We start from the raw sequence: 21,579 nt of genomic DNA, 5'->3' as shown, positions 1-21,579 counted from the left end.
CCAATTTCAGAAAGCTTGACAACGATAATACTTAAGCTTTTGAATATTGGGAAAACTCTTTCCCCATAAAGCACTACAGAGGTGATAAAAGAATAGCAATTACTCGCTCTGTTGATAAACCCAAGGGCTTAGGTTATATCTGATAAAATAAGATATCAAATGCCAGCAATTTTAAGAAAAGGCGGTTTTGAGGTTCGTATCTACCTTAACGATCATATTCCTGCTCATGTCCATGTTTTTAAGGGGGGCGGAGAGGCAAAAATCAATATAGGAGATGAAAACCTAGCTCCAGAGTGGGTTTCGGTATCCCCAGGAATGAGTGATAAAGATGCGGTGAAAGCCTTACAGTTAGTCGCGGATCACCAATTGGAACTACTAAAAAAGTGGCGAGAATATCATGGTTAAGAAGATTGCGGCTACAGAAGAATTAAAAGAAAAACTAGCCAATGCCAGAGCAAAATCAGATGCGATCGCAATATCTGAACCACGGGCTACTCGTGCTTTTTATGACGCTTATTTAGGAATGATTATAGTTATCTTGTCCAACAAATGTATGTTTGGGTTCCCTTCAGAGGTAGGACAAGGGCTAGCGGATGCTTCGATCAAGGACTTAGCAGAAGTAGAGGTAACACCTTCTGGTGAAGGATTACACTGGAAAACCCTAGATGTAGATTTGAGTATTCCTGCTTTGATGAATGGAATATTTGGAACTAAAAAATGGATGGCTGAACTTGCTAGAAAGGGTGGAAGTTCCACTTCTGCTGCAAAATCTAAGGCATCTCGACTGAACGGTACAAAAGGCGATCGCCCTCGAAATGTACTGCCTATTGATGAAGCTTAACTTACTAAAAGGGTATTGAGTTGAACTAAGTTGCTCACTGACCAGATATTCGGTACGTCTTCTTGTAGTTCACATAGAATTCACGAAAAGTACAGGAAGAATACTGTTGAATATTGAACCTAGTACTAGATAAGATTAATACGTTAACTTAATGGTATTACTAATGAGTAACAATAATGACAATAATCCAGCAGAAGCAGCAGGTTATGCAGCAGCAGGCGCAGCAGCAGGCGCGGGTGTTGCAGCGACAGTAGGGGGCATGGGTTTAGCCGTAGGTGGTACAGCCGTAGCTATTGGTGCTGCTCCTGTTATAGCCGCAGGTGCAGTTGTAGGACTAGCAGCTTATGGGTTGAAAAAAATCTTCGGTTAGTAAGTATTCAACAGTAGTTAAAAGTAAAACCGCCCTCAGTCTCTGGGCGGTTTTGTTTTTGCTATGATCACGGTTCAAAATTCAAGCGAGCAAGTGACGTAGCAGTAAGAATTTGAGAGAGATGCACAGTGCTTATCCCAGTTTCTTATTTCTTAGGACTTATACCAATTCTTTGTGAAGTCGCATAGAATTTAACCCCACACGCCAGATGCACAACGAAGGGGAGACCCCATCGCCTTTGGCGTCTCCCCTTGGGAGAAGACCGCACTGGCTCCCCTTAGTCCCCGAACGAAGAGCGGAGAGGGGAAAATCTAGTTCCCTCCCCGATTTCGGGGAGGGTTAGGGTGGGGTTCTTTATTATGCAGTTTCAGATTAAATTGGTATTACGCAAAATAATGAAAAAACGAACCGCAAAGTGCGCATTCGCGCAGCGTCTTGTTAGAGAAAGACACAAAGGAATAAGAGTTTCAGAGAGTTATTGCGTAAGTCCTATTTCTATTCAGTCAAAGCATCAAGTTTAGCCAGTGGATATTATTTAACATTGTTAAAGCTTGTTCAGTGGAGACATCTTTGAGCGATCGCCAATTTCAGAAAGCTTGACAATGATAATACTCAAGCTTTGCAGTTGCGATCGCTACGCCCCCCGCAGTCATCGCAATTGAGATAAAGCTTTTTTCTCCAGAGTTAACTAAAATTTACTAATAATGTTTCTTACTATCTGTATATTAAGTAGAGTTACCTAAATTTTTTAGTGTAGTTCTACCATGACAATTCGTAAAATCTTCTCTACTGCTGTATTTGCTTCCCTCCTGATGCCAGCAATTCTCAATTCAGGGGCAGCCACTGCTTCAGAAAACAAGTGTTTGCGCGAATCTGCTACTTACATTATTAGCCTTGAGTCAGCTTCGGGTTTTGCTGGACGGGGGGTACTCAGCTTCGAGAAGGACGGTACCCTGGCTGTGACCAGTTCTAGTCAGGATGGTGGCAATATTGACTGTCCTCAGTGTTCAATATGGCTCAAAAGCCCAAGCTTCGTATAGTACATATGTATGATGCGTAAGTCCTAGTAATTTTGAGATCTCCCTTAGAGGATGTTTTAAAAAGGTCTTTTGCTCTGGTAGTTAGCAGAGCAAAGTATCTCAGTACATGGCTAAAACCTTGATTGATCGTCTAAGTTCACCCAATTCAGAACAGCAAAATTATACCTTCTGGGACTTTTAAAACATTCTCTTACTCCCCCTTAAAATAATTCGTAATTCGTAATTCGTAATTCGTAATGACGCTCGCGGACTCGCTACCGCTACGAAGACAGTAAATTTTGTTTTGTGACTCTTATTTAGACCCCGACCCAAAACGTTCTGCCTTTCAAAGGCTAGGAATTAAACCCCTAAACTTTGTTAATCGTATGATCAATTTTGCGCAGGACTACTAGCCTTTAACTTAGGATAGGCAATGCGTTTGTGATGAAATTGCTGCCAAACATCCACAAATATTTGAGCAATTTGTGACATTTCTTCTCGTGTTAATCCTGAATCTACGAGTTGATTGTCTTGCCACTTGGCACGCAGAATATTATTTAACATTGTTAAAGCTTGTTCAGTGGAGACATCTTTGAGCGATCGCCAACTTCAGAAAGCTTGACAACGATAATAGCCAAGCTTTGCAATTGCGATCGCTACACCCCCCGCAGTCATCGCAATTGAGATAAAGCTTAGGACTTACGCAACTGGCATATTATTTGGAGTTTGTGGTGAACGCGAGTGCGTCTCGTTGGCGTGGTCACTGAGCGTAGTCGAAGTGCAGCCTAAGAAGAGAAGAGAGGACTTTAGTCCTCTTTCATCAGCGCTAAAGCCGTTACTACAAACTAAAAGCTTTTATTTTTTGTGACACTTGCGTAAGTCCTAAAGCTTTTTTCTCTGGAGTTAACTAAAATTTATTAATAATGTTTCTTACTATCTGTATATTAAGTAGAGTTACCTAAATTTTTTAGTTTAGTTCTACCATGAAAATTCGTAAAATCTTCTCTACTGCTGTATTTGCTTCCCTCCTGATGCCAGCAATTCTCAATTCAGGAGCAGCCACTGCTTCAGAAAACAAGTGTTTGCCCGAACCTGGTGCTTACATTATTACCCTTGAGTCAACTTCGGGTTTTGTTGCACGGGGGGTAATCAGCTTCGACGAAGAGGATACCCTGGCTGTGACCAGTTCTAATGAGGGTGGTAGCACGAACTTTGCACCCTTTACCAGTCAACTAGGAACCTGGAAATGCGTCGGCAACCAGATTACTGCCAGAACGATCGATTTTACCCTGCCTCTCAACGGTCAGAATAAACAGATTGGGCGAATTGATTACAAAGCAACCGTGACGGGTAAAAACATGATTCAGGGCACTCTGGAAGGGCGATTCTTTCCCCTTAATGGCAATCCCCAGGCTTCTGACCCCGCACCAGCGTTCACTAATACATTTCGCGGTGAATTGATCAAACCCCGTCTCTAGGCGGTTAGAAACCGCGTCTACACAAACGAAACCCACCTTTGTGGGTTTCAAAACCTTGATTTGACTTTCGTCCGCCTGCGCGGACGAAAGCCTGTATAGCCGCGAATGACCTTCGCCAAGGCTTAAGTTAACGAACTTTAGGGGTTTAAGTCCCCAGCAATACAGGCAGAACGTTTTGGGTCGGGGTCTAAATAAGAGTCACAAAACTTAATTACGAATTACGAACTTGTGCCGAGCGACTCGCCCTGAGCGCAGTCGAAGGGAGTCGAGGTATTACGAATTATTTTAATCGTATTATCAACTTTGCGCAGGACTACTAGCCTTTAACTTAGGATAGGCAATGCGTTTGTGATGAAATTGTTGCCAAACATCCACAAATATTTGAGCAATTTGTGACATTTCTTCTCGTGTTAGTCCTGAATCTACAAGTTGATTGTCTTGCCACTTGGCACGCAGAATATTATTTAACATTGTTAAAGCTTGTTCAGTGGAGACATCTTTGAGCGATCGCTTCTCTCCCACAGGTTTAGCCGATGCTTCCAGCGATCGCAGCGCTGCTTCGCAAGAATCTGCTAACATGACAATTCCTGTTTCCCGTGATTGGGGAATTGGCCCATCATAGCGAAAATCTGCATCGTCTACTGTTAAACTTGGATCTGACTGAGCCATTTGCTGGGCTTGATGATGGAAATAGGCAATTAACATTGTTCCCTGATGCTCTGGAATAAAAGCTTGAATTGCTGTCGGTAAAAGGTGTTTACGCGCCATCACCAACCCTTCAGTTACGTGCTTTTTGATGATCTCTGCACTCTTCCAAGGGTCTTTAATCTCTGTATCATGTTTATTCGGCCCCCCCATTTGATTTTCAATAAAGCCAAGGGGGTCGTGCATTTTGCCAATATCGTGATATAATGTCCCAGCCCTGACTAGTTCAACGTTGCATTTTAGTTCTTTGGCAGCAGCTTCGGCAAGGGTAGCCACAAGCAATGTATGCTGAAAAGTTCCCGGAGTTTCAGTAGCAAGTCGTTTTAATAAAGGGCGGTTAGGGTTCGCCAACTCTGCTAAACGGATTGGTGTAACTAAATCAAAAACTTTTTCGAGATAAGGACTCAATCCTAAAGCGACAACACTCCAGCCTAAACCGGATAAAGCAAACAATCCGGCTTCTCGGAGGACAACATACCAAGTTGAACCAAATGCTTGACCAATTAAGATTTTAACAACCAGATAAATGCCGCCCTGAGTTAAGGCGATCGCCACACCCAATAATGCCAATTCCTCACGCGATCGCAATCGTTGTGCAATGTAACTACCTAATATTCCTCCCCCGACACCAGCTAAAAGTGCAGCCTTGCTCATATCCAAGGTAATGCCTAATATCGGCGACAGCAGTCCGACAACTGTCAACGCCAAAGTCGGGCCATAAAAGCTTCCCAACAATAAACCAAGGGCACTCCAGCTAGTATAAGGCAATCCCATCGCCATCACTCCTGGCACACTCAGAGTCAGCAGTAACACCAATAGGCGATCGCGTTGTCGCAATTCGTAATTGATATGGCATTCTACCCAGACAAAAATGCCAATGGCGATCGCAATAATACCTGCTAACTTCACCAACCCCTGCCATTTTACCTCCCGGCGAATCAGGTGATAATGCTCCAGCACCTCAAAGTTCCACGCAGTAATCTGCTCTCCTCTTTTGACAATCACCTCACCATATCCTACCTTCACCATCACGGCTGGAACGCCAGCAGCAGCCTTTTGAGCATTTTCTCTGGTTTGTTCTTCATCTTTTTGCAGATTCGGCTTAAGTACAGCCAACAACAGGTTCTTTGCCAAAGTTTCGGCGGATTTTGGTACAAAGGTCTGCAATTGTAAGCTGACTGCATCTTGTAAAATATTTTTTGGCAGTCCTTGTGGGATGCCTTGGGTGAGAATCCGCTCTACACTCTGATTGATTCCGATTTGTGTTGTTTCCCACTCCACATCTGACAAATCCAAAAACACGGATTTCTCGTATATTCCTTCTGGACTAACAGTTTCCAACTGTAAAAGTTTGGTAGTAGCTTGGGTGTATCTTTGGCGTACTTCAGAAATTTGGGCAATTAGTGAGGACAAGTTTTTCTCAAAACTTGTGAGACGGTAAGATTCTAGTTCTGCTTCTGCTTGAGTAAAGTCAACGTTTTCAGAAAAATTAACTGGCTCTGTCTTTTGTGGATTCTGGGAATCAGATTTGGGTGTCGTGGGTGGCTGACGTTCCTGATTGGGTACAGCTATAGATGATGAACGGTATGAAGCCGCAGTTCGTCCTGTTCCTTTCTTCTGCTGACTTTGACTATTTTGTACATTTAATAGCAGTGCTTCCCATTCCTCCTCAGCACAAGAGCGGAGGTAACGCTGGGTAGAGATGGACAAAACGACAGGATCAAAAAAAGGAAAAGATCCAGCAACGGCGCGAATTTCATTGCCATCATCCAGAAGTTGTTGCAAATTCTGGTTGATTTTTTCGTTCATTTGCTCATCAACCATCAACACTTGTAACGAGCTATTACTGACGGCTTGGCGCCCGGCTTTTGTTTTTTTCTGATCTTCGATGCTAGCTGTGTAAGGCGCTGTAATTGTCTGGGGTGCGGGATGTCCGACTTGGATTTGAGTTTGGTTGTATAATTTATGTCCAATAATGCCTGTGAGGGAAACTAGAGCGATCGCCAAGATTGCCAAGGAACGCTGTTCATGTGCCCAGTTTAAACCGACTGTATAAATACTACTCTTAGTTTTGACCGATTTTGCCTTTGACCTTAGCGCTCTTTCTTGTTTTCGGCGATGTCTACCACGGGCTACGCCTACGCTTTTCTCATTGATTTTTGATAAAAACAGAACTACATTCTTGACCAGAGTCCTGAGAAGTTCCCTTCTATGGCTTTTACCTTTGGGACTTCTCATTAACTTTCCCTTACGGCATAGTTCTTTGCACTGTCGCTGCCACTGAGTCAATTGCTGGGTCAAGAATTGCAATAATTGCTGGATTTTCATTATCTCTGCCTGCAATTGCCGACTTTGATAGCTCAAAAAAAGACAATCAATTATCAGGGAAATTTGTTCTGCGGCAACTGCTAATTAACAATTCGTAATTACGAATTATGAATTATTGTTAACGCGACCGAATAACGCGAGGAGCGGCGTAAACTGAAAGCGGAGCCTCTTCACATCCCTCCTGTGTGAACTCCCTTGCATTTAAGTCCAGATCATACACTCCTGACCACACTGCCACAAATGCATCGGTCAATTTTAACATTTGGGAAAAACTAGTTAGTCCCCATGCTGGCGAATTCCTCTGCAAGAGCAAGACTTGCCAACTTACAGGAATTCCAACTGTACCGTTATATGCTCCTGATAAAGCACCAGTAATTGCACCTGTAGCCTGTGAGCTTATGGGCGTAACATCTTGCATTTGAAAATTGCTATTGTGAGTAGCCCGCAAAACTGCAAGGCGAAAGTCTTCCAAGGTACTCAAAAAGCAGTAAAATGCCATAGCAATAGTGTTACTGAGTTTTTCTTCCCTAGCAAATTCAGCTTCTGCCGTTGATAACCCATCTCCCTGCTCTAATAAATTCTGGACTCTTAATAATTTTTTTGGTATTGATGTAGGTGTTTCTCCGAGAAAAGAAATTGTTTGCGGGATCACGGTCAAAGGGTGAAGTTTTTCAGTTAGGGCAAGAGATATCGCATATCCTACTGCTAGGGTTCCATCCCTTACTACTGGGTCATCTTCCCAGATTTTTAGCACACGCAGCAAGTTTTGTCGGAGCTTAATTGGATTTTCGTGAAAAAAAAGTGCTACTGGTAGGGTGGCAATAATTATTTTTGTTGAGATGTCATCAGTTGCTGCTAAATGAGGAGATTCTTGTTGCTCACGCTCTATCCAATCATCTAAATTTAATTTACCCAACGCAATCAAACTTTGGATACCCAGAATTGCCATTCTGCCTAAATCTAGGCAACCTTGAAACTGTATTTCACCACCAAATACTAAACTTTCCCCCAGGAATGCTCCGAGTAAAGTACCTTTAAAGCGACTTATAGGAGAGTAACGCATAAATTATGTAGTTAGGAGTTAGGAGTTAGGAGTTAGGAGTTAGGAGTTAGGAGTTAAGGAAAGATTGCTAATTCCTACTCCCTTCCCGCCAGAAGAATACCTAATTTTTTTTACGAACCGCAAACGCGAGTGCGTCTCCCCTTGCGAGAAGGACGCCAAGGACGCCAAGGACACCAAGGAAGAGAGAGAAAAATCAATAGGTAATCTTATAGGGGGAAGGGAGTAACTTTACTACCAACGACCAATTCTTGTTCAAACTCCCAACTCCCAACTCCCAACTCCCAACTCCTAACTTTTAACTCCCAACTCCTAACTCCTAACTCCTAACTCCTAACTCGGAAACTCCTAACTCCTAACTCTTAAATGATTAACTAATGCTTGTAAGCCCAACAAGTAACTTTGGACACCAAAACCACTTATTTGCCCGATCGCTACTGGGGCGATGTAAGAATGATGGCGAAAATCTTCCCGGCGGTAAATGTTACTTAGATGTACTTCTACAGTGGGTAAGTTAACAGCTGCGATCGCATCTCGCAAGGCCACACTTGTGTGGGTATATGCGCCTGCATTAATCAGAATTCCCTGATGTTGCCCGAGTGCGCCATGAATAGTATCTACCAAAATTCCTTCATGATTTGACTGCAAAGGGAAAATTTTCGCCTGTAACTTGAATGCTTCTTCTTCTAACAGGCGGTTAATTTCAGCTAGGGTCAACGAGCCATAAATTCCTGGTTCTCGCTGTCCTAGTAAATTTAAGTTTGGCCCATGCAGTGCCAGAATGCTTAAGGGTTCTAACGTCGAGTTCAGCACTTTGGGGTTAGTGACGACGACGCGAGCGATCGTTTACAGGAATCGGAATCAGTTCCGGTTCCGGTTCAGCCTCTGGGCCTAACAGGCTCTCAATTAGCCTACGCGCTAATTCCTTAAGCTTTTCCAGCACCTTTTCTATATAGTCCATGAACTGACCGCTCCTGAGATACTACCTCAATTTTTGATTAACAGGTACGCAGAAAATGGCATCTTTTTTTCGCACCTCTGGCTTCCAATTTGGCTAAGACACAATCCCGTATTTGGGACATCAGCCACTTCTCAAATTTGGCGTTGTGTTTTCCCTTACTTTTTAGATTATCACACTTGCAACCTATAGAGCTGTATCCTATCAAGGATGGATATCAAGGGTCAACATCCTTCGGAGGAATTCCAAATTCTTGCATTGAAGACCCCACGGATAAATCCGGGGGCTTGCACCATTGGCTGCAACTAAAATTCAAATAATTCAAAACAGGACTTACGCAAAAATTCCTAAAAAGCTTAATTTATCGAACCGCCTTCTCTTCTTAGGCTGACGCCAACGCGCAATTTAATTTTTGGGAATTTAGAGAGAAGTCGGAGGGGCGGCAGATGCCGTTGGCGCAGCCCGCCCAGGGGTCTGAACTTCTCCTACCAAAGAGGCTGCGCCAACAGTGATTTGGAATTAATAAAAGGGGTACTAGCCTTCCGTGCCCTTTTTTTTCGCAGAGGTCGTTGATGACTTAGTAGTTGACTTAGATTTGGAACTCGTTGATTTACTCGTTTTGCGAGTCGATTTTCCGGTCGGTGCCTTAGTTGCTAACAAGTTCAGCGCCGCAGCCAGGGTTACATCTTCTACCGATTGACCTTCTGGGATACTCACATTAGTTTTGCCATGCTTGATGTAAGGGCCATAGGGGCCATCGTAGATGTTGATTGTTTCCCCGTCCTCTGGATGTGTACCCAATTCGCGTAAGGCTGCCTTGGATTTGCTGTTGGTGGAACTGCGTCCCTTTTTTGGTTCGGATAACAATTCCAATGCACGTTCTAAACTAATTGTCAATACATTATCAGCAGCTTTCAGGGAGCGGTAGTCTTTTCCCTCCTTACCCTGGTCATGAACGACATAAGGGCCAAAGCGTCCCAAACTTGCTTGGATTTTGCTGCCAGACACTGGATGAACTCCCAATGTCCGGGGTAGTGCCAACAGACCAACAGCCATTTCCAGAGTCAGGGTTTCTGGGGTGACACCTTTGAGTAGGGAGGCTTGTTTGGGTTTGGGGTTTTCGTCGGTTTTGTCACCCAATTGGACATAGGGTCCATAAGCACCAATTTTCACATAAATCGGTTCACCAGTTTCGGGATGCCGACCTACCTGGTCAGGGCCAGTGGTTTTTTGTCGCAGCAATACTTCTACCTGTTTGGGGTCGAGGTCTGCTGGTGTCAGGTCTTTGGGAATTGAGGCGGTGACAACTCCGTGATCATTTTCGACTTCAATGTAGGGGCCATATTTACCAATGCGGACTTTGGCGTCTAGATTCTCCAGTTCTACAGTCCTAGCTTTGGTGGCGTCAATTTTATTTTCCTGCTCTTTGACTAGGGTTTCCAGTCCTTTCTCTCCCAGATAGAATTGCCGCAAGTAGGGTAGCCATTTCGCTTCACCTGTGGCAATATCATCGAGGGTTTGCTCCATCTTTGAGGTAAAACTAGGATCAACGATGTCTGGGAAATGTTTTTCCAGCAAGTCGGTGACGGCGAAAGCGGTGAAGGTGGGGATGAGAGCGTTACTCACCAATTGGGCATAACCCTTGTCGATGATCGTGCCGATGATGCTGGCGTAGGTACTGGGACGACCGATACCTTCGCTTTCCAAGGTTTTCACCAAAGTCGCTTCGGTGTACCTAGCTGGGGGTTGGGTTTCGTGCCCAACTGCTTCTAGTTCTGTACAATTGGGATGATCTCCGACTTTCAGATTCGGCAAAATTACTTCTTGGTCTTCCAGTGCTGCTTCCGGGTCGTCTGAGCCTTCGACGTAGGCGCGTAAGTATCCGGGAAATTCAATCCGTTTGCCAGAAGAACGAAATCCAGCGTCCTCAACTTGCAATTGCACGGTAATTTGAGTTTGCCGAGAATCAGCCATTTGACAGGCGACAGTGCGTTTCCAAATCAAATCGTAAAGGGCAAGTTCCCTACCGCCCAAACCAGTTTCTTGGGGGGTGCGGAAGCTGCTACCGGCTGGACGAATGGCTTCGTGCGCCTCTTGTGCGCCTTTGGATTTGGTAGTGTATTGCCGAGGTTGGGGACTAAGGTATTGTTGACCATAGAGTTTTTCTACACAACTGCGAGCAGCGGCGATCGCCTGATCTGACAAATGTACCGAATCTGTCCGCATATAGGTAATATACCCCTGCTCGTACAAATTCTGAGCAACCCGCATCGTGTCACGGGCTGAAAGACGTAGTTTCCGGTTAGATTCTTGTTGCAACGTCGAGGTGGTGAACGGTGGTGACGGTTTGCGCGTCACAGGGCGTTCCTCGATGTCGTTCACACTCCAGGTTTTACCAGTTAGGCGTTCCTTGAGGGCTACAGCTTGGTCAACGTTTAGCAACAAGACATTGCGACCTGCGATAATTTGTCCGGTCGCGGCATCAAAATCGCTGCCGTTAGCGATTTTGGTTCCTCCCAATGTTACCAACTGGGCACCAAAGGGGGTTTTTTCCTTTTCTAAACTAGCTTTCAAATCCCAGTATGTACCCTCATGGAAAGCGCGGCGTTGGCGTTCCCTAGTGACTAAAAGCCGCACGGCTACAGATTGCACTCGCCCAGCAGATAATCCCCAGGCGATTTTTTTCCATAGCAGGGGAGATAGGGTATAACCCACCAGCCGATCTAAAATCCGCCGGGTTTCTTGGGCGCGAACCAACTGTTCATCAATATTGCGGCAGTTTTTCAGAGCTTTTTTAATCGCCTCTTGGGTAATTTCGTGAAACACCATCCGCTTAGTCGGAACTTTCGGCTTCAGCAATTGGTATAAATGCCAACTAATGCTTTCACCTTCCCGGTCTTCGTCCGTTGCCAGAATCAGTTCATCTACATCTTTGAGGGCTTCTTTAAGCTGGGTGACAATTTTCTTTTTGTCTTTCGGGACAACATATACCGGTTCAAAGTCGGCGTCCACATTTACCCCTAGCTGCGCCCATGTTTCCCCCTTGACGGCAGCGGGAATTTCACTAGCCGACTGGGGTAGGTCACGTACATGACCCATAGACGCCTCCACCCGATAGCCTGATGGCAGGTAGTTGCGAATGGTACGAGCTTTGGTTGGAGATTCGACGATGACGAGAGTTGACATGGAAATTTCAAAAAAAAGAATAGCTGCTAAGCTAAACAGTCAAATTGAGGTAATTTTTGCAAATTGTCAAGATAAATGGTCACGCTTAGGGCGGTGATTTAATCCTCACATAAACTGCCTGCTTGGGAGAAAATCCGCCCAACTTAGGGCCCAGTATGTCCCAGAGGATAAATGAGGGTACGCTGGATCTGAATTTCCAGCTATTTTAATCTTTAACTTATCTAACGCATAATTGGCGACTACAGTTTTCAAAATACCCCGCAAGTGTAATTTCAGAACTTACGTATCATACATATAGGAATCATATTTGATTTTTGAAAAAATCCAAGTATTTGTAGGGTGTGTTAGGCGTAAGCCGTAATGCACCAAAAGCTTGAGATGGTGCTGTACTTTCGTCTAACACAACGCCAGTTCGCTCAAGTCGGGAAACCCGCCCAAACGACTGGCTCCCCTACGTATATTTCAAAAATAAAATACTAGTACTATATCAGGGCTATTTCATTCTCATCTAGCCCGCCTCAGAATGAATTCACCAGTCTAATAGCGAAAGTCGTTTCAAGACGACTGAGAAAAGGTTATAGTCCGTTAAAACGTACTTTAGCTATAAGAGAGGAACTTCAGATCCGGGTGGTTTATGTCTAGAATGAAATAGCCCTGGGGTTATGTTCTGCGTCTGAAACGTTGATTTTGATTAACACATATTTTGGTTAATTTGTATAGTGCGTAAGTCCGACAAATTTGAAGAGTTAAAAGCAGACAACTATGAATTGACGGCAATAGCATAGGATCAAGATAACGGCGTGAAGCAATTCGCTGGGGAAATTGGGGAATAGAACCAGAATAATTTGCTGTGCAAACTTAATTGCTTAAGAGATTTTCTCCATTTAGAAATCGTTCAATAATCACTACCCAATTTCTTGATAAAATCTCCGTGTTCAACAGACTGCAAACCTGTTTGTAAAACCTTCAATACACCCTGCATATTACCTGCTAATAATTTCGTTGTTGCTAACCACAACCCTGGAAATACCCGACTTCGTAAAATGCCTTCATTGTCAGGTACTAATTCCAAATATTCACCCTGTTCCAGAGAAAACCAAGTCAATTTTTGGTCTAAAACTTGCCAAACAATATATTCTTTGACACCGTTACGACGATAGGCCTGTTTTTTGCCATGAAGGTCAATAGCCGCACTACTAGCAGCAATTTCCACAACTAACTCTGGCGCACCTTCAATATAATCATCTTCACTCAGCCGCGTTTGGCCTCCTGCTTCCGGTTCAATCAACAGAACAACATCGGGTTGAGGTTCGTTATCTAAGTCTAAACGGACGGTAGGTTCAACTCCCAACGCGACACCAGAAGTCGCAGCTTCGTAAGTAACTAACCAACCAATAATCCAACCATGCGGTTGACCATGACTTCGGAAACGCAGAGCAGCAGGCATAATATAAACAATACCTTCGATTAATTCAGCCTTTTTCAGGTTAGGGGTGGCATTATAGCGACGCTCAAATTCATACCGGGTGAGTTTGTCGCCATTTTCCAAAGGAGGAATTGTCCAAGGACGGGAGGGTGTTTTCACCATAATTTTTGTACTGAAAATGAGCTTGTGTACATCCTAGCGAATTACCTAAAAACGCAACCCACTAGGGAATGAAAGATTATAGCGTTTTTCGTTTGTATGTAATACATTTTGACCTCTCTCCAAACCTCTCTCCTAAAAGGAGAGAGGTTTGGAGAGAGGTTTTCCAAATGCCGTGAAAAGTCAGGTTCTTAAGGGGCTGTTCTTGTTAGGTCTAATTCACCGAAAGATTAAGATTTTTTTCCAAAAGCAACAGGAATGTTGGTTAAATTGATAGCCATATCCCAAGGAGTAAATAGGTTTCAGCTATATCGACTCCCCTAAAACCCGCAACAAACCTTATTTTTTTTCAGCCAGCAGGTTTGAGAAAATCAGAAACGATTTAATAATCAAGCACTTATGAGTAGATGGGCTGAATTCAAAGATAATACCTCTCTCCAAACCTCTCCCCCTTCTTGACCAACGGCACGCTGCGCGATGCCTACGGTGGTAAACTACGCACCAAAGGGGTTAGTGGTAAAGTCTATCTTATATTTTTACGCCCAGTTACTTAGTTATTTGAGTTGAAAAGGGAGAATACAAACATGAAATTGGCTTACTGGATGTATGCTGGGCCCGCCCACATCGGCACTCTGCGAATCGCTAGTTCTTTTAAAAATGTCCATGCGATCATGCACGCCCCCATTGGCGATGACTACTTTAACGTCATGCGCTCCATGTTATCGCGGGAGAGGGATTTTACTCCGGTGACAACCAGTGTCGTCGATCGCAACGTTTTGGCACGCGGTTCCCAAGAGAAGGTGGTAGATAACATCGTCCGCAAGGATGCTGAGGAACATCCAGATTTGATTGTGTTAACTCCCACCTGCACCTCTAGCATTTTGCAAGAGGATTTGCACAACTTTGTTGAACGATCGCAGTTAGAAGCGAAAGGAGACGTGATGCTGGCGGATGTGAACCACTACCGCTACAACGAACTGCAAGCCGCCGATCGCACTTTGGATCAAATTGTCCAATACTACATCGAAAAAGCTCGGAAGCGGGGCGAATTGGCACAGGGCAAAACTGCAAAGCCCTCAGTCAACATTATTGGTACTACTACCCTGGGTTTCCACAACAATCACGACTGCACCGAACTCAAACGGCTAATGGCTGACTTGGGAATTGAAGTAAATACCTTAATTCCCGAAGGTGCTTCGGTAAATGACTTGAAAAAGATGCCCCAAGCTTGGTTTAACCTCGTGCCTTACCGTGAACTCGGTTTGACCACAGCTCGTTACCTAGAAGAACAATTCGGCACACCTTATATAGACATTACTCCAATGGGTGTAGTGGAAACTGCCCGTTGTATTCGCAAGATTCAGCAGGTAATTAATGCTCAAGGTGCAGAAGTTGACTACGAAAACTTCATCAATGAGCAAACCCTGTATGTATCTCAGGCTGCTTGGTTCTCCCGTTCCATTGACTGTCAAAACTTGACTGGTAAAAAAGCTGTGGTGTTTGGTGACAACACTCACGCCGCCGCCATTACCAAGATTCTGGCGCGAGAAATGGGGATTCATGTTGTTTGGGCTGGAACTTACTGTAAATATGATGCAGATTGGTTCCGCGAACAGGTTAGCGAGTATTGCGATGAAGTGCTAATTTCCGAAGATCATGGTGAAATTGGGGATGCGATCGCTCGCGTCGAACCCTCTGCTATTTTTGGCACCCAAATGGAACGCCACGTCGGTAAACGTTTGGATATTCCCTGCGGCGTAATTGCAGCACCCATCCACGTCCAAAACTTCCCCATTGGTTACAAACCATTTATGGGTTATGAAGGCACAAATCAGATTACAGATTTGATCTACAATTCCTTTACTTTGGGAATGGAAGATCACCTATTAGAAATCTTCGGTGGTCATGATACCAAAGAAGTTATTACTAAAGGAATTTCTGCTGATTCTGATTTGAATTGGACAAAAGATGGTCAAGCAGAATTGAATAAGATTCCGGGATTTGTGCGCGGTAAAGTGAAGCGTAATACTGAGAAATTTGCCCGCGATCGCGGTTTCAAAGAAATCAATGCTGAGGTATTGTACGCCGCGAAGGAAGCTGTTGGGGCTTAGATTAGCGGTTAATTAAGAAGATTGAGGGGTGAGGAGTTATGTATACTCTTTATCCCCATTTTTTTGCTTTAGTGATAAAAATTAAATTATGATATATCATAGATTTAATATTAATTTTTATATATTTTTCTCAAGAAATATTTAAAATAACTAAATTAAATATGAACGATGAAAAAGCGGCATTATTTGCGGCACTGTGTCAGGCTGGTATTAAGCACAGTCCAGAAAAGGTTGTGCGGATTGCCAAGCAAGCCGATGGCAAAATCGTATTTTTAGAGGAGGGAAAAGCTGGTAGAAGAGGTAGCGGATTATCACACATCTTAAAGGAACATCAAGATGATTTTGCCAGACGCGGAATCTCTCAGAATGAAATCCCTGATGCTGTTATGGCTGCTGTGACAATAGGAAAGTTTCTTGGTTATCAAGGAACGATAGAACCTCGCCGGGAAATCTATGAAGTAATTTTTAATGGACAAACACAATATATAGCAGTGAGTGTGGGCGATAATGGTTATATAGTCGGAGCAAATCCCGCCTCTTTAGCATAATTTCACCTGAATAGCTATGGCAGTAAAGATAAAACTAATGGCTGATTATGGGTGCGACCCTTTATGGTGGGCAGATGCTGATAAGGTTGGTAATATCGATCCAGCAAGACTGCCCCTCAGTCAAGAAACCATTAGCCATTTGAGAAAATGGGCGGCTGATTATAATGCAACATTAAATTGGCAAGATCCTGCTAACTCACCAGATTTAAGTGTAGAAGCTGAAGTAGCTTTTGAGGAAGAAGGAATTAGTTTGTGGAAGAAATTACGAACAGAACTTGCACCTAATTATCAAGTTGTTTATTTCAGTGAGCCATTAGGCAAAGTTTTAACTCATCCTAGTGAATTAGAAGTTTTACGTCCGATTCAACAATGATTTCACATAACAGAATATAAAGAAGAGTGCAGCACCAAGAAATTTATCTGCGATCGCGGTTTCAAAGAAATCAATGCTGAGGTATTGTACGCCGCAAAGGAAGCTGTCGGGGCGTAGGTTAACGGTTTAGCGATTATTTAAACTAAAGGGTGTCCTGTATGGATGCCCTTTTTGCTTACTTATCCTTGATTTACTCATCATGTACAAAAAACTGTACTACCTACAGTTTTTTTCATAACTTTCATATTTTGACAAAGATTTTATGTTTTTGACTGCTAAATTCTTACAGAGGAATTAATGTAAATTATACATAAATGAATACTGAAGAATTTAACAATGAAAAATCAGCTTTAATTGCCGAACTCGCCCAACTTAGCATTAAACACAGTCCTGAGAAGATTGTGCGGATTGCCAAGCAATCTGATGGCAAAATTGTATTTTTAGAAGAGGGAAATGCTGAAGCAGGACTCCAACACATATTGCAAGAACATTCTTTAGAATTTGCTAATCAGGGAATCAAGCCAAACCAGATACCAGATGCAATTATCACCGCAGTAACCCAAGGTAAAATAATTGGTTATCAAGGAAGAAAAAAAACTCGCACTATTTATGAAGTTAATTTTAATGGCAAAACCCAGTACATCTGTGTGACTGTAAGCGATAATGGATATATAGTAGGTGCTAATCCCAGAACTTCCTCATAATTTCGGTAAAGTAACTATGGCAGAAAAAATCAAACTCATGGCTGATTATGGATGCTACCCGCTATGGTGGGCTAGTTCCGATAAAGCTGGAGATATTGATCCAGAGACAATGCCATTAAGTAAAGAAACTATTAACCGTTTGGAAAAATGGGCAGAAGTTTATGATGCAAAGTTGAACTGGGAAGAACCTAATTCTTCAGGTTTTCCCAGTTTAGAGGCTAAAACGGCTTTTGAAGCAGAAGGAATTAGCTTGTGGAAGCGACTGCAAAAAGAACTTGCACCCAACTATGAAGTTTCCTATTTCAGTGAAACGTTACGTAAAGTTGTAACTGATACCTATATCCTGATAAATCGCAAGAGAATTAAACGATGACAACAGCTAGTTTATTTCAGTGGGTAGAACTAAAGCAGGATGTTCCTAACAGCCCTGTAAAAGCTGGCAATAGGGGAGTTGTATTGGATCATCTACGTCCTACTAAAACTCAGCAAGAGCCAGGATATATTTTAGAAATCTTTAAAGACGGTGAAACTCTAAATGTAGTTACTGTGCCTATTTCCTGGGTGAACCCTCTACCTGAAACCTGGGGAAGTATTGAACATGATACAAGACAGACAGTTTTGTGACAACTGTATTGTTAGTGTTTTAGCCATTTTATTCACCAGTTATGAATAATAAAAAGAACATTTGCAAAGACTTAGTGCGATCGCTTGTATTTTTCGAGCAATTGTAGCAAGTAATCATAACCGTCCACGCCAATAAATTTAATAATGTTAGTTCGGTACTTTATGATTAATTGCTGTACAGCTTCATCTCCTAATTTACTCTGTAAAATTGTTAGTAATCCAGCCGCTTGCCGCCATTCCACAGCAGTAATTTGCTCTAATAAATACATACCTAGACAGCTATTGTATACAGCTTTTTCGGAATTATTCAGGTTGTAATAACTTTCTGCCAAATACAAAAAGTTCAGCCCTTGCAGATATTTATCACTAGAAAACTGCACCGCCTCACTGCCTTTTTCTAGGTATTCTACAGCAGCTTGGGGTTTTTCTAAGGCGACGTGAGCAATGCCAAGACTGATGTAACAAAGGGCTTGAGTTTGGCGAGCTGCCAAGGTGATACCAAATCGTGAATCACTCAATTTTTCTGACAATTCTAAACCTCGGCGCAAGTATTCTATTGCTTGTTCATAGACATCTGGTTCTATGCGTTCCATCTGCTGCGCCGCAAACACTTCGCTATAGCCCAAAGTTGCCAAGGCGTGGGCTTCTCCCAAGCGATCGCCTGCTTGACGAGCCAAAATTAACGCCCTTTGGCTGTAGTTAATCGCCTGAGAATAATCTTTTTGAGCAACACAAATACGGCTATTGTGGTTGAGATTGGCAATTTCACAGGGTTGATCCCCGGCTTGACGAGCAATTTCTAAGGCTTCTTGGTGAAATGAGTTCGCCTCTGGATATTTACCTAAAATAAACTGGGAATACCCCAACAGCGTTAATATCCGGGCTTTTTCTTGAGTACCTTCCACTTCTTTTAGTGGTGTATCCAAATAAGCGATCGCATCCCGCAGCGAATCCCTACCGAAAAAGGCAAAGACTCCCCCGTAAAGGGGAAAGTATTCGCGATGAGCAAAAGTTCTGAGAATTTGTAACACAATCTGAAAACAGGCTTTCGCTAATTCTTCGCCTTTGGTGCGATCGATACTGGTAGCCATACGGAAACCATTAGATAACTCGCACCAAACTACAGTGAAACTGAGAAAAGTGGCAATGGACGAAGATGTACCCCATTTGGAATCATAGGGTTGTCTTTCAAACCAAGTCACCAAACCTTGCTGCATTCTTTGCAGAATTACTGTCAACTCCACCCAGTCTTTCATATCTATATAAGACTGACGGACAACTACCTCCGTTGCAGATTCGCCATCTGCCAATGCACAAAATAACAGTTTTGGCAATGGACTGCTGACTTTTAGCGCCCATGAAGCCCAAGGGTCTTGCTTTGCTCTGGACTCTTTCAATTCTAATGGAGTTGCTGTTGGTTCGTAAATCCAACTGACAAGAGAACCTTCTAATTGCTGATAGGATTCTACGCCGTTAGCAATGCCGATCACTAGTTGTTGTATTTCTTGTTTTAGGTGCAGATCCTCGTGAGAAGACACCGTTTCCTTTAACTCTTGCGCCAGTTGTTGTAATTGATTTTGGCTGAAAACTTGGTTTTGGTTGGGGTCAATAATTTGTAACAAGACTGAAAAGCGAGATGCTTCTGAGGCTGTGAGAATTTGTTGCACAGCTGCGGTGACTGCGGCTTGATTTCGCTTTTGTTTTTGGATTCGTTCCCATTCCCCTTGAATACTTTGTAATGCTTTGAGGGTACGATTTAAACGAGCTTTCTTTAACTCAGGAGTCTCTTTTTGGAACAAACTCGGAGAATTTATCACCTGATCTAGTTCAGATTGGGTGGAATGTAAGCGATCGCTCAAACAGCGTTCAAAGATTTCACCATTACCACTGCTTACATTTTCTACTAATTGGCGATATATAAACTCTTTGGAACTGATTTTACCTTTGAGGGCGGTAGTAATAATTTCCTCGATTAACTTTTGATAGCAGTCAGATAAGGAATTAGATCCTGCGGCTGGCGTAGGTTCTGCTGCTAGATTATTTGTTTCAGAAGTAGAGGAATCGGATATTTCTTCTTTAGTTGGCGTTACTAAAGTTTCCTGAGAAATAGAAGAATCGGATATTTCTTCTTTAGTTGGCGTTACTAAAGTTTTCCGAGAATTTATAGGTGAAGCATTTGCTTTAGAATTAGATAAGTAATAATCTGCTAAAGAGCCGCAGAGAAACTCTTCACGAAAGCTGTCTATTTTGGCAACTGACTGGATTTTGCGGTAACGACGTTTCTGATACCATAAACCAGAAATGAGTAAGCCTGCGATGACTCCTATGCCAACTCCTGCCATAGCAACCTTGGCAGCTTCTAAAGCATTATTTTGTTGTCCAGATTCGACAGTAGGGTTGGAAGATGTACTTTGAGCAATAGCATAGTCACTCCCTGAACTTAGCTGCACGCTAGTGGCGATCGCCGCAACCGACAGTATAAATCTAAATATAAACTTTGATTTCGACATAATTTGAGAGTTAAAAAAATATGTTGTCTATTTCTGGAGACTAACCGCCTCCCCAAAGAGTGGAGAGTCAAAAATAAAACTCACTAGCTCCCTTTTTTACTAAGGAAGTTACATACATATAAAAATAAACTTTGTCAACGGTAGTTTCCAGAAGATGTTCTTATTTCTTAACATTATTTGTGCATTTATGAATCTTGACAAAGCCAGATGTTAAAATAATTCGTAATTCGTAATTGGTAAATTTTGTTTTGTAATGGGGATTTAAACTCCAATTGCATTACTTACCTATTTATTGAACCGGGGGACTTAAACCCGCGGAACTCGTTAATGCCGATTTTCAAAATAATATTTGTATCAGGTATTTCGTAAAATGGTTATAACTTATAGCGATCGCATAATCAAACAGCATTGAGATCGATAGCCAATGGCCGCAGAAGTTGGCATAGATAGTTAGAAAAAATCGTTTAGATGACTTAGATAATAGATAATTTTTTTGATACATCATCAAACGAAGTTCAAAAATATCAGTAGCTTAAGTATAAATTACATTACTTCAGATAAATCTAGCACTAATTATTTGGCAATACGGAAATATCACTAATACAATAATAAAATTAAGCTGCGTCAAAATTAGGCTCAAATAAAGCCCAATAAATTCATATATAAGTAATAAAATAGAAAGTAGAATTTTAACCTGATAATGGTATGGTCTGTAAACACCTGTAATCCGAATATTTTTGTGTCCAAACCTTTCAAGAATAATTACATAAAGTGCTAGCTTAACATTAAGCTCCAGGTTGTAACACTACTAGCTGACTAGGGTTTTCAATTGTCAGTTCACAAGTGCCGTCTTCTAGTTCTGTTGGCTCTACTCCAATAATATTGACTTGTTTTCTATTAATAATTTCTGGTGAGCTACCATCTGTAATTTTGTTCAGCGTTTGTGAAGAAACAAAGGCTTGGCAACTTTTATGATTTTCTCGTTCCAATCGGAATCGAATCATTCCATTGTCCTGGTTGGTGAAACCAGCCACCCGTCCTAGAATCCCTTGAGATGTTGCATTGCAAAAAAATTGTACGGGATTTCTACTAAAATTAGCGCAAGACAAAACCTGATCTCCTCTTAATGCAATCGTTCTAAACTCTTTATAGTCTGGCTCTTCTCCTGTGTCGTAGTTT

The 21,579-nt window shown here is 42.6% G+C and carries 19 protein-coding genes and 1 pseudogene; 11 read left to right on the top strand and 9 right to left on the bottom strand.

Annotated elements, in window-relative coordinates; genetic code table 11:
• Positions 1-159 precede the first annotated feature (159 nt).
• The 4 genes from LC605_RS04520 to LC605_RS04505 all read left to right on the top strand — a co-directional run bounded on the left by LC605_RS04520 (position 160) and on the right by LC605_RS04505 (position 2,251).
• Complete coding sequence (locus LC605_RS04520; protein WP_229546379.1) at positions 160-405, top strand: DUF4160 domain-containing protein; 246 nt, start codon at positions 160-162, stop codon at positions 403-405.
• On the top strand, positions 398-841 hold the full coding sequence (locus tag LC605_RS04515) for a DUF2442 domain-containing protein (protein WP_229546378.1): 444 nt from the start codon (positions 398-400) through the stop codon (positions 839-841). Before LC605_RS04520 ends, LC605_RS04515 begins: the two co-directional genes overlap by 8 nt.
• A 163-nt stretch (positions 842-1,004) precedes the next feature.
• A complete protein-coding gene (locus LC605_RS04510; RefSeq protein WP_229546377.1) occupies positions 1,005-1,211 on the top strand; it encodes a hypothetical protein in 207 nt (68 codons plus the stop codon).
• A 764-nt stretch (positions 1,212-1,975) separates the two neighbouring features.
• Positions 1,976-2,251, top strand: a complete 276-nt coding sequence (locus LC605_RS04505; protein ID WP_229546376.1) for a hypothetical protein — start codon at positions 1,976-1,978, stop codon at positions 2,249-2,251.
• 369 nt (positions 2,252-2,620) lie between these two features.
• Here the strand turns inward: LC605_RS04505 and LC605_RS04500 are convergent, their stop codons facing one another.
• Entirely contained in the window at positions 2,621-2,794 is a 174-nt protein-coding gene (locus tag LC605_RS04500; RefSeq protein ID WP_229546375.1) for a hypothetical protein, read from the bottom strand.
• A gap of 419 nt (positions 2,795-3,213) precedes the next feature.
• Between LC605_RS04500 and LC605_RS04495 the strand changes: the two genes are divergently transcribed.
• Positions 3,214-3,708 carry a hypothetical protein gene (locus LC605_RS04495; RefSeq protein WP_229546374.1) on the top strand — a complete coding sequence of 165 codons (495 nt, stop codon included), beginning with the start codon at positions 3,214-3,216 and terminating at the stop codon, positions 3,706-3,708.
• 297 nt (positions 3,709-4,005) lie between these two features.
• On the opposite strand, the gene LC605_RS04490 is transcribed toward LC605_RS04495, so the two are convergent.
• The 6 genes from LC605_RS04490 to LC605_RS04465 form a co-directional block, all read right to left on the bottom strand.
• Positions 4,006-6,741 carry an HD family phosphohydrolase gene (locus tag LC605_RS04490; protein ID WP_229546373.1) on the bottom strand — a complete coding sequence of 912 codons (2,736 nt, stop codon included), beginning with the start codon at positions 6,739-6,741 and terminating at the stop codon, positions 4,006-4,008.
• A gap of 118 nt (positions 6,742-6,859) precedes the next feature.
• A complete protein-coding gene (locus tag LC605_RS04485) occupies positions 6,860-7,804 on the bottom strand; it encodes an ADP-ribosylglycohydrolase family protein (protein WP_229546372.1) in 945 nt (314 codons plus the stop codon).
• A gap of 345 nt (positions 7,805-8,149) precedes the next feature.
• Positions 8,150-8,614, bottom strand: a complete 465-nt coding sequence (aroQ, locus tag LC605_RS04480) for a type II 3-dehydroquinate dehydratase (protein WP_229546371.1) — start codon at positions 8,612-8,614, stop codon at positions 8,150-8,152.
• 7 nt (positions 8,615-8,621) lie between these two features.
• The gene (locus LC605_RS04475) at positions 8,622-8,762 is read right to left on the bottom strand and encodes a hypothetical protein (RefSeq protein WP_012410890.1); all 141 of its coding nucleotides are present in this window, start codon (positions 8,760-8,762) and stop codon (positions 8,622-8,624) included.
• Between the two features lie 531 nt (positions 8,763-9,293).
• Positions 9,294-11,945 carry a type I DNA topoisomerase gene (gene topA, locus LC605_RS04470; protein ID WP_229546370.1) on the bottom strand — a complete coding sequence of 884 codons (2,652 nt, stop codon included), beginning with the start codon at positions 11,943-11,945 and terminating at the stop codon, positions 9,294-9,296.
• Between the two features lie 895 nt (positions 11,946-12,840).
• On the bottom strand, positions 12,841-13,533 hold the full coding sequence (locus LC605_RS04465; RefSeq protein WP_229546369.1) for a Uma2 family endonuclease: 693 nt from the start codon (positions 13,531-13,533) through the stop codon (positions 12,841-12,843).
• 581 nt (positions 13,534-14,114) lie between these two features.
• Between LC605_RS04465 and bchB the strand changes: the two genes are divergently transcribed.
• The 6 genes from bchB to LC605_RS04435 all read left to right on the top strand — a co-directional run bounded on the left by bchB (position 14,115) and on the right by LC605_RS04435 (position 17,890).
• Positions 14,115-15,641, top strand: coding sequence for a ferredoxin:protochlorophyllide reductase (ATP-dependent) subunit B (bchB, locus tag LC605_RS04460; protein WP_229546368.1), 1,527 nt, complete (start codon positions 14,115-14,117; stop codon positions 15,639-15,641).
• A 161-nt stretch (positions 15,642-15,802) separates the two neighbouring features.
• Positions 15,803-16,189, top strand: coding sequence for a hypothetical protein (locus tag LC605_RS04455; protein ID WP_229546367.1), 387 nt, complete (start codon positions 15,803-15,805; stop codon positions 16,187-16,189).
• Positions 16,190-16,205: 16 nt separating this feature from the next.
• Positions 16,206-16,562: a hypothetical protein gene (locus LC605_RS04450; RefSeq protein ID WP_229546366.1), complete on the top strand. Its 357-nt coding sequence runs from the start codon at positions 16,206-16,208 to the stop codon at positions 16,560-16,562.
• A gap of 314 nt (positions 16,563-16,876) precedes the next feature.
• Entirely contained in the window at positions 16,877-17,266 is a 390-nt protein-coding gene (locus LC605_RS04445) for a hypothetical protein (protein WP_229546365.1), read from the top strand.
• 16 nt (positions 17,267-17,282) lie between these two features.
• Positions 17,283-17,639, top strand: a complete 357-nt coding sequence (locus LC605_RS04440; RefSeq protein ID WP_229546364.1) for a hypothetical protein — start codon at positions 17,283-17,285, stop codon at positions 17,637-17,639.
• Positions 17,636-17,890 (top strand): DUF4926 domain-containing protein, encoded by a 255-nt coding sequence (locus LC605_RS04435; RefSeq protein WP_229546363.1) that lies wholly within the window; start codon positions 17,636-17,638, stop codon positions 17,888-17,890. The genes LC605_RS04440 and LC605_RS04435 overlap by 4 nt, the downstream gene beginning before the upstream one ends.
• Before the next feature lie 71 nt (positions 17,891-17,961).
• Here LC605_RS04435 and LC605_RS04430 read toward each other — a convergent pair whose 3' ends face one another.
• Entirely contained in the window at positions 17,962-20,400 is a 2,439-nt protein-coding gene (locus tag LC605_RS04430; RefSeq protein WP_306426845.1) for a tetratricopeptide repeat protein, read from the bottom strand.
• Between the two features lie 785 nt (positions 20,401-21,185).
• Positions 21,186-21,579 (bottom strand): annotated as a pseudogene (locus LC605_RS04425) (hypothetical protein); the annotation flags it as partial.

It is taken from the genome of Nostoc sp. CHAB 5836, assembly GCF_020829445.1.
Lineage (GTDB): Bacteria > Cyanobacteriota > Cyanobacteriia > Cyanobacteriales > Nostocaceae > Nostoc.
The sequence above is the reverse complement of the archived record's forward strand: the minus strand, read 5'-3'. Positions and strand labels throughout refer to the sequence as shown.

Bases quoted from the DNA above. Each gene is read 5' to 3' on its own strand.
- LC605_RS04500 (WP_229546375.1), bottom strand. From the start codon at position 2,794: ATGTTAAATAATATTCTGCGTGCCAAGTGGCAAGACAATCAACTCGTA.
- LC605_RS04485 (WP_229546372.1), bottom strand. From the start codon at position 7,804: ATGCGTTACTCTCCTATAAGTCGCTTTAAAGGTACTTTACTCGGAGCA.
- LC605_RS04465 (WP_229546369.1), bottom strand. From the start codon at position 13,533: ATGGTGAAAACACCCTCCCGTCCTTGGACAATTCCTCCTTTGGAAAAT.
- LC605_RS04450 (WP_229546366.1), top strand. From the start codon at position 16,206: ATGGCAGTAAAGATAAAACTAATGGCTGATTATGGGTGCGACCCTTTA.
- LC605_RS04435 (WP_229546363.1), top strand. From the start codon at position 17,636: ATGACAACAGCTAGTTTATTTCAGTGGGTAGAACTAAAGCAGGATGTT.
- topA (WP_229546370.1), bottom strand. From the start codon at position 11,945: ATGTCAACTCTCGTCATCGTCGAATCTCCAACCAAAGCTCGTACCATT.
- LC605_RS04505 (WP_229546376.1), top strand. From the start codon at position 1,976: ATGACAATTCGTAAAATCTTCTCTACTGCTGTATTTGCTTCCCTCCTG.
- LC605_RS04510 (WP_229546377.1), top strand. From the start codon at position 1,005: ATGAGTAACAATAATGACAATAATCCAGCAGAAGCAGCAGGTTATGCA.
- LC605_RS04455 (WP_229546367.1), top strand. From the start codon at position 15,803: ATGAACGATGAAAAAGCGGCATTATTTGCGGCACTGTGTCAGGCTGGT.
- bchB (WP_229546368.1), top strand. From the start codon at position 14,115: ATGAAATTGGCTTACTGGATGTATGCTGGGCCCGCCCACATCGGCACT.
- LC605_RS04445 (WP_229546365.1), top strand. From the start codon at position 16,877: ATGAATACTGAAGAATTTAACAATGAAAAATCAGCTTTAATTGCCGAA.
- LC605_RS04475 (WP_012410890.1), bottom strand. From the start codon at position 8,762: ATGGACTATATAGAAAAGGTGCTGGAAAAGCTTAAGGAATTAGCGCGT.
- LC605_RS04495 (WP_229546374.1), top strand. From the start codon at position 3,214: ATGAAAATTCGTAAAATCTTCTCTACTGCTGTATTTGCTTCCCTCCTG.
- LC605_RS04515 (WP_229546378.1), top strand. From the start codon at position 398: ATGGTTAAGAAGATTGCGGCTACAGAAGAATTAAAAGAAAAACTAGCC.
- LC605_RS04440 (WP_229546364.1), top strand. From the start codon at position 17,283: ATGGCAGAAAAAATCAAACTCATGGCTGATTATGGATGCTACCCGCTA.
- LC605_RS04490 (WP_229546373.1), bottom strand. From the start codon at position 6,741: ATGAAAATCCAGCAATTATTGCAATTCTTGACCCAGCAATTGACTCAG.
- LC605_RS04430 (WP_306426845.1), bottom strand. From the start codon at position 20,400: ATGTCGAAATCAAAGTTTATATTTAGATTTATACTGTCGGTTGCGGCG.
- LC605_RS04520 (WP_229546379.1), top strand. From the start codon at position 160: ATGCCAGCAATTTTAAGAAAAGGCGGTTTTGAGGTTCGTATCTACCTT.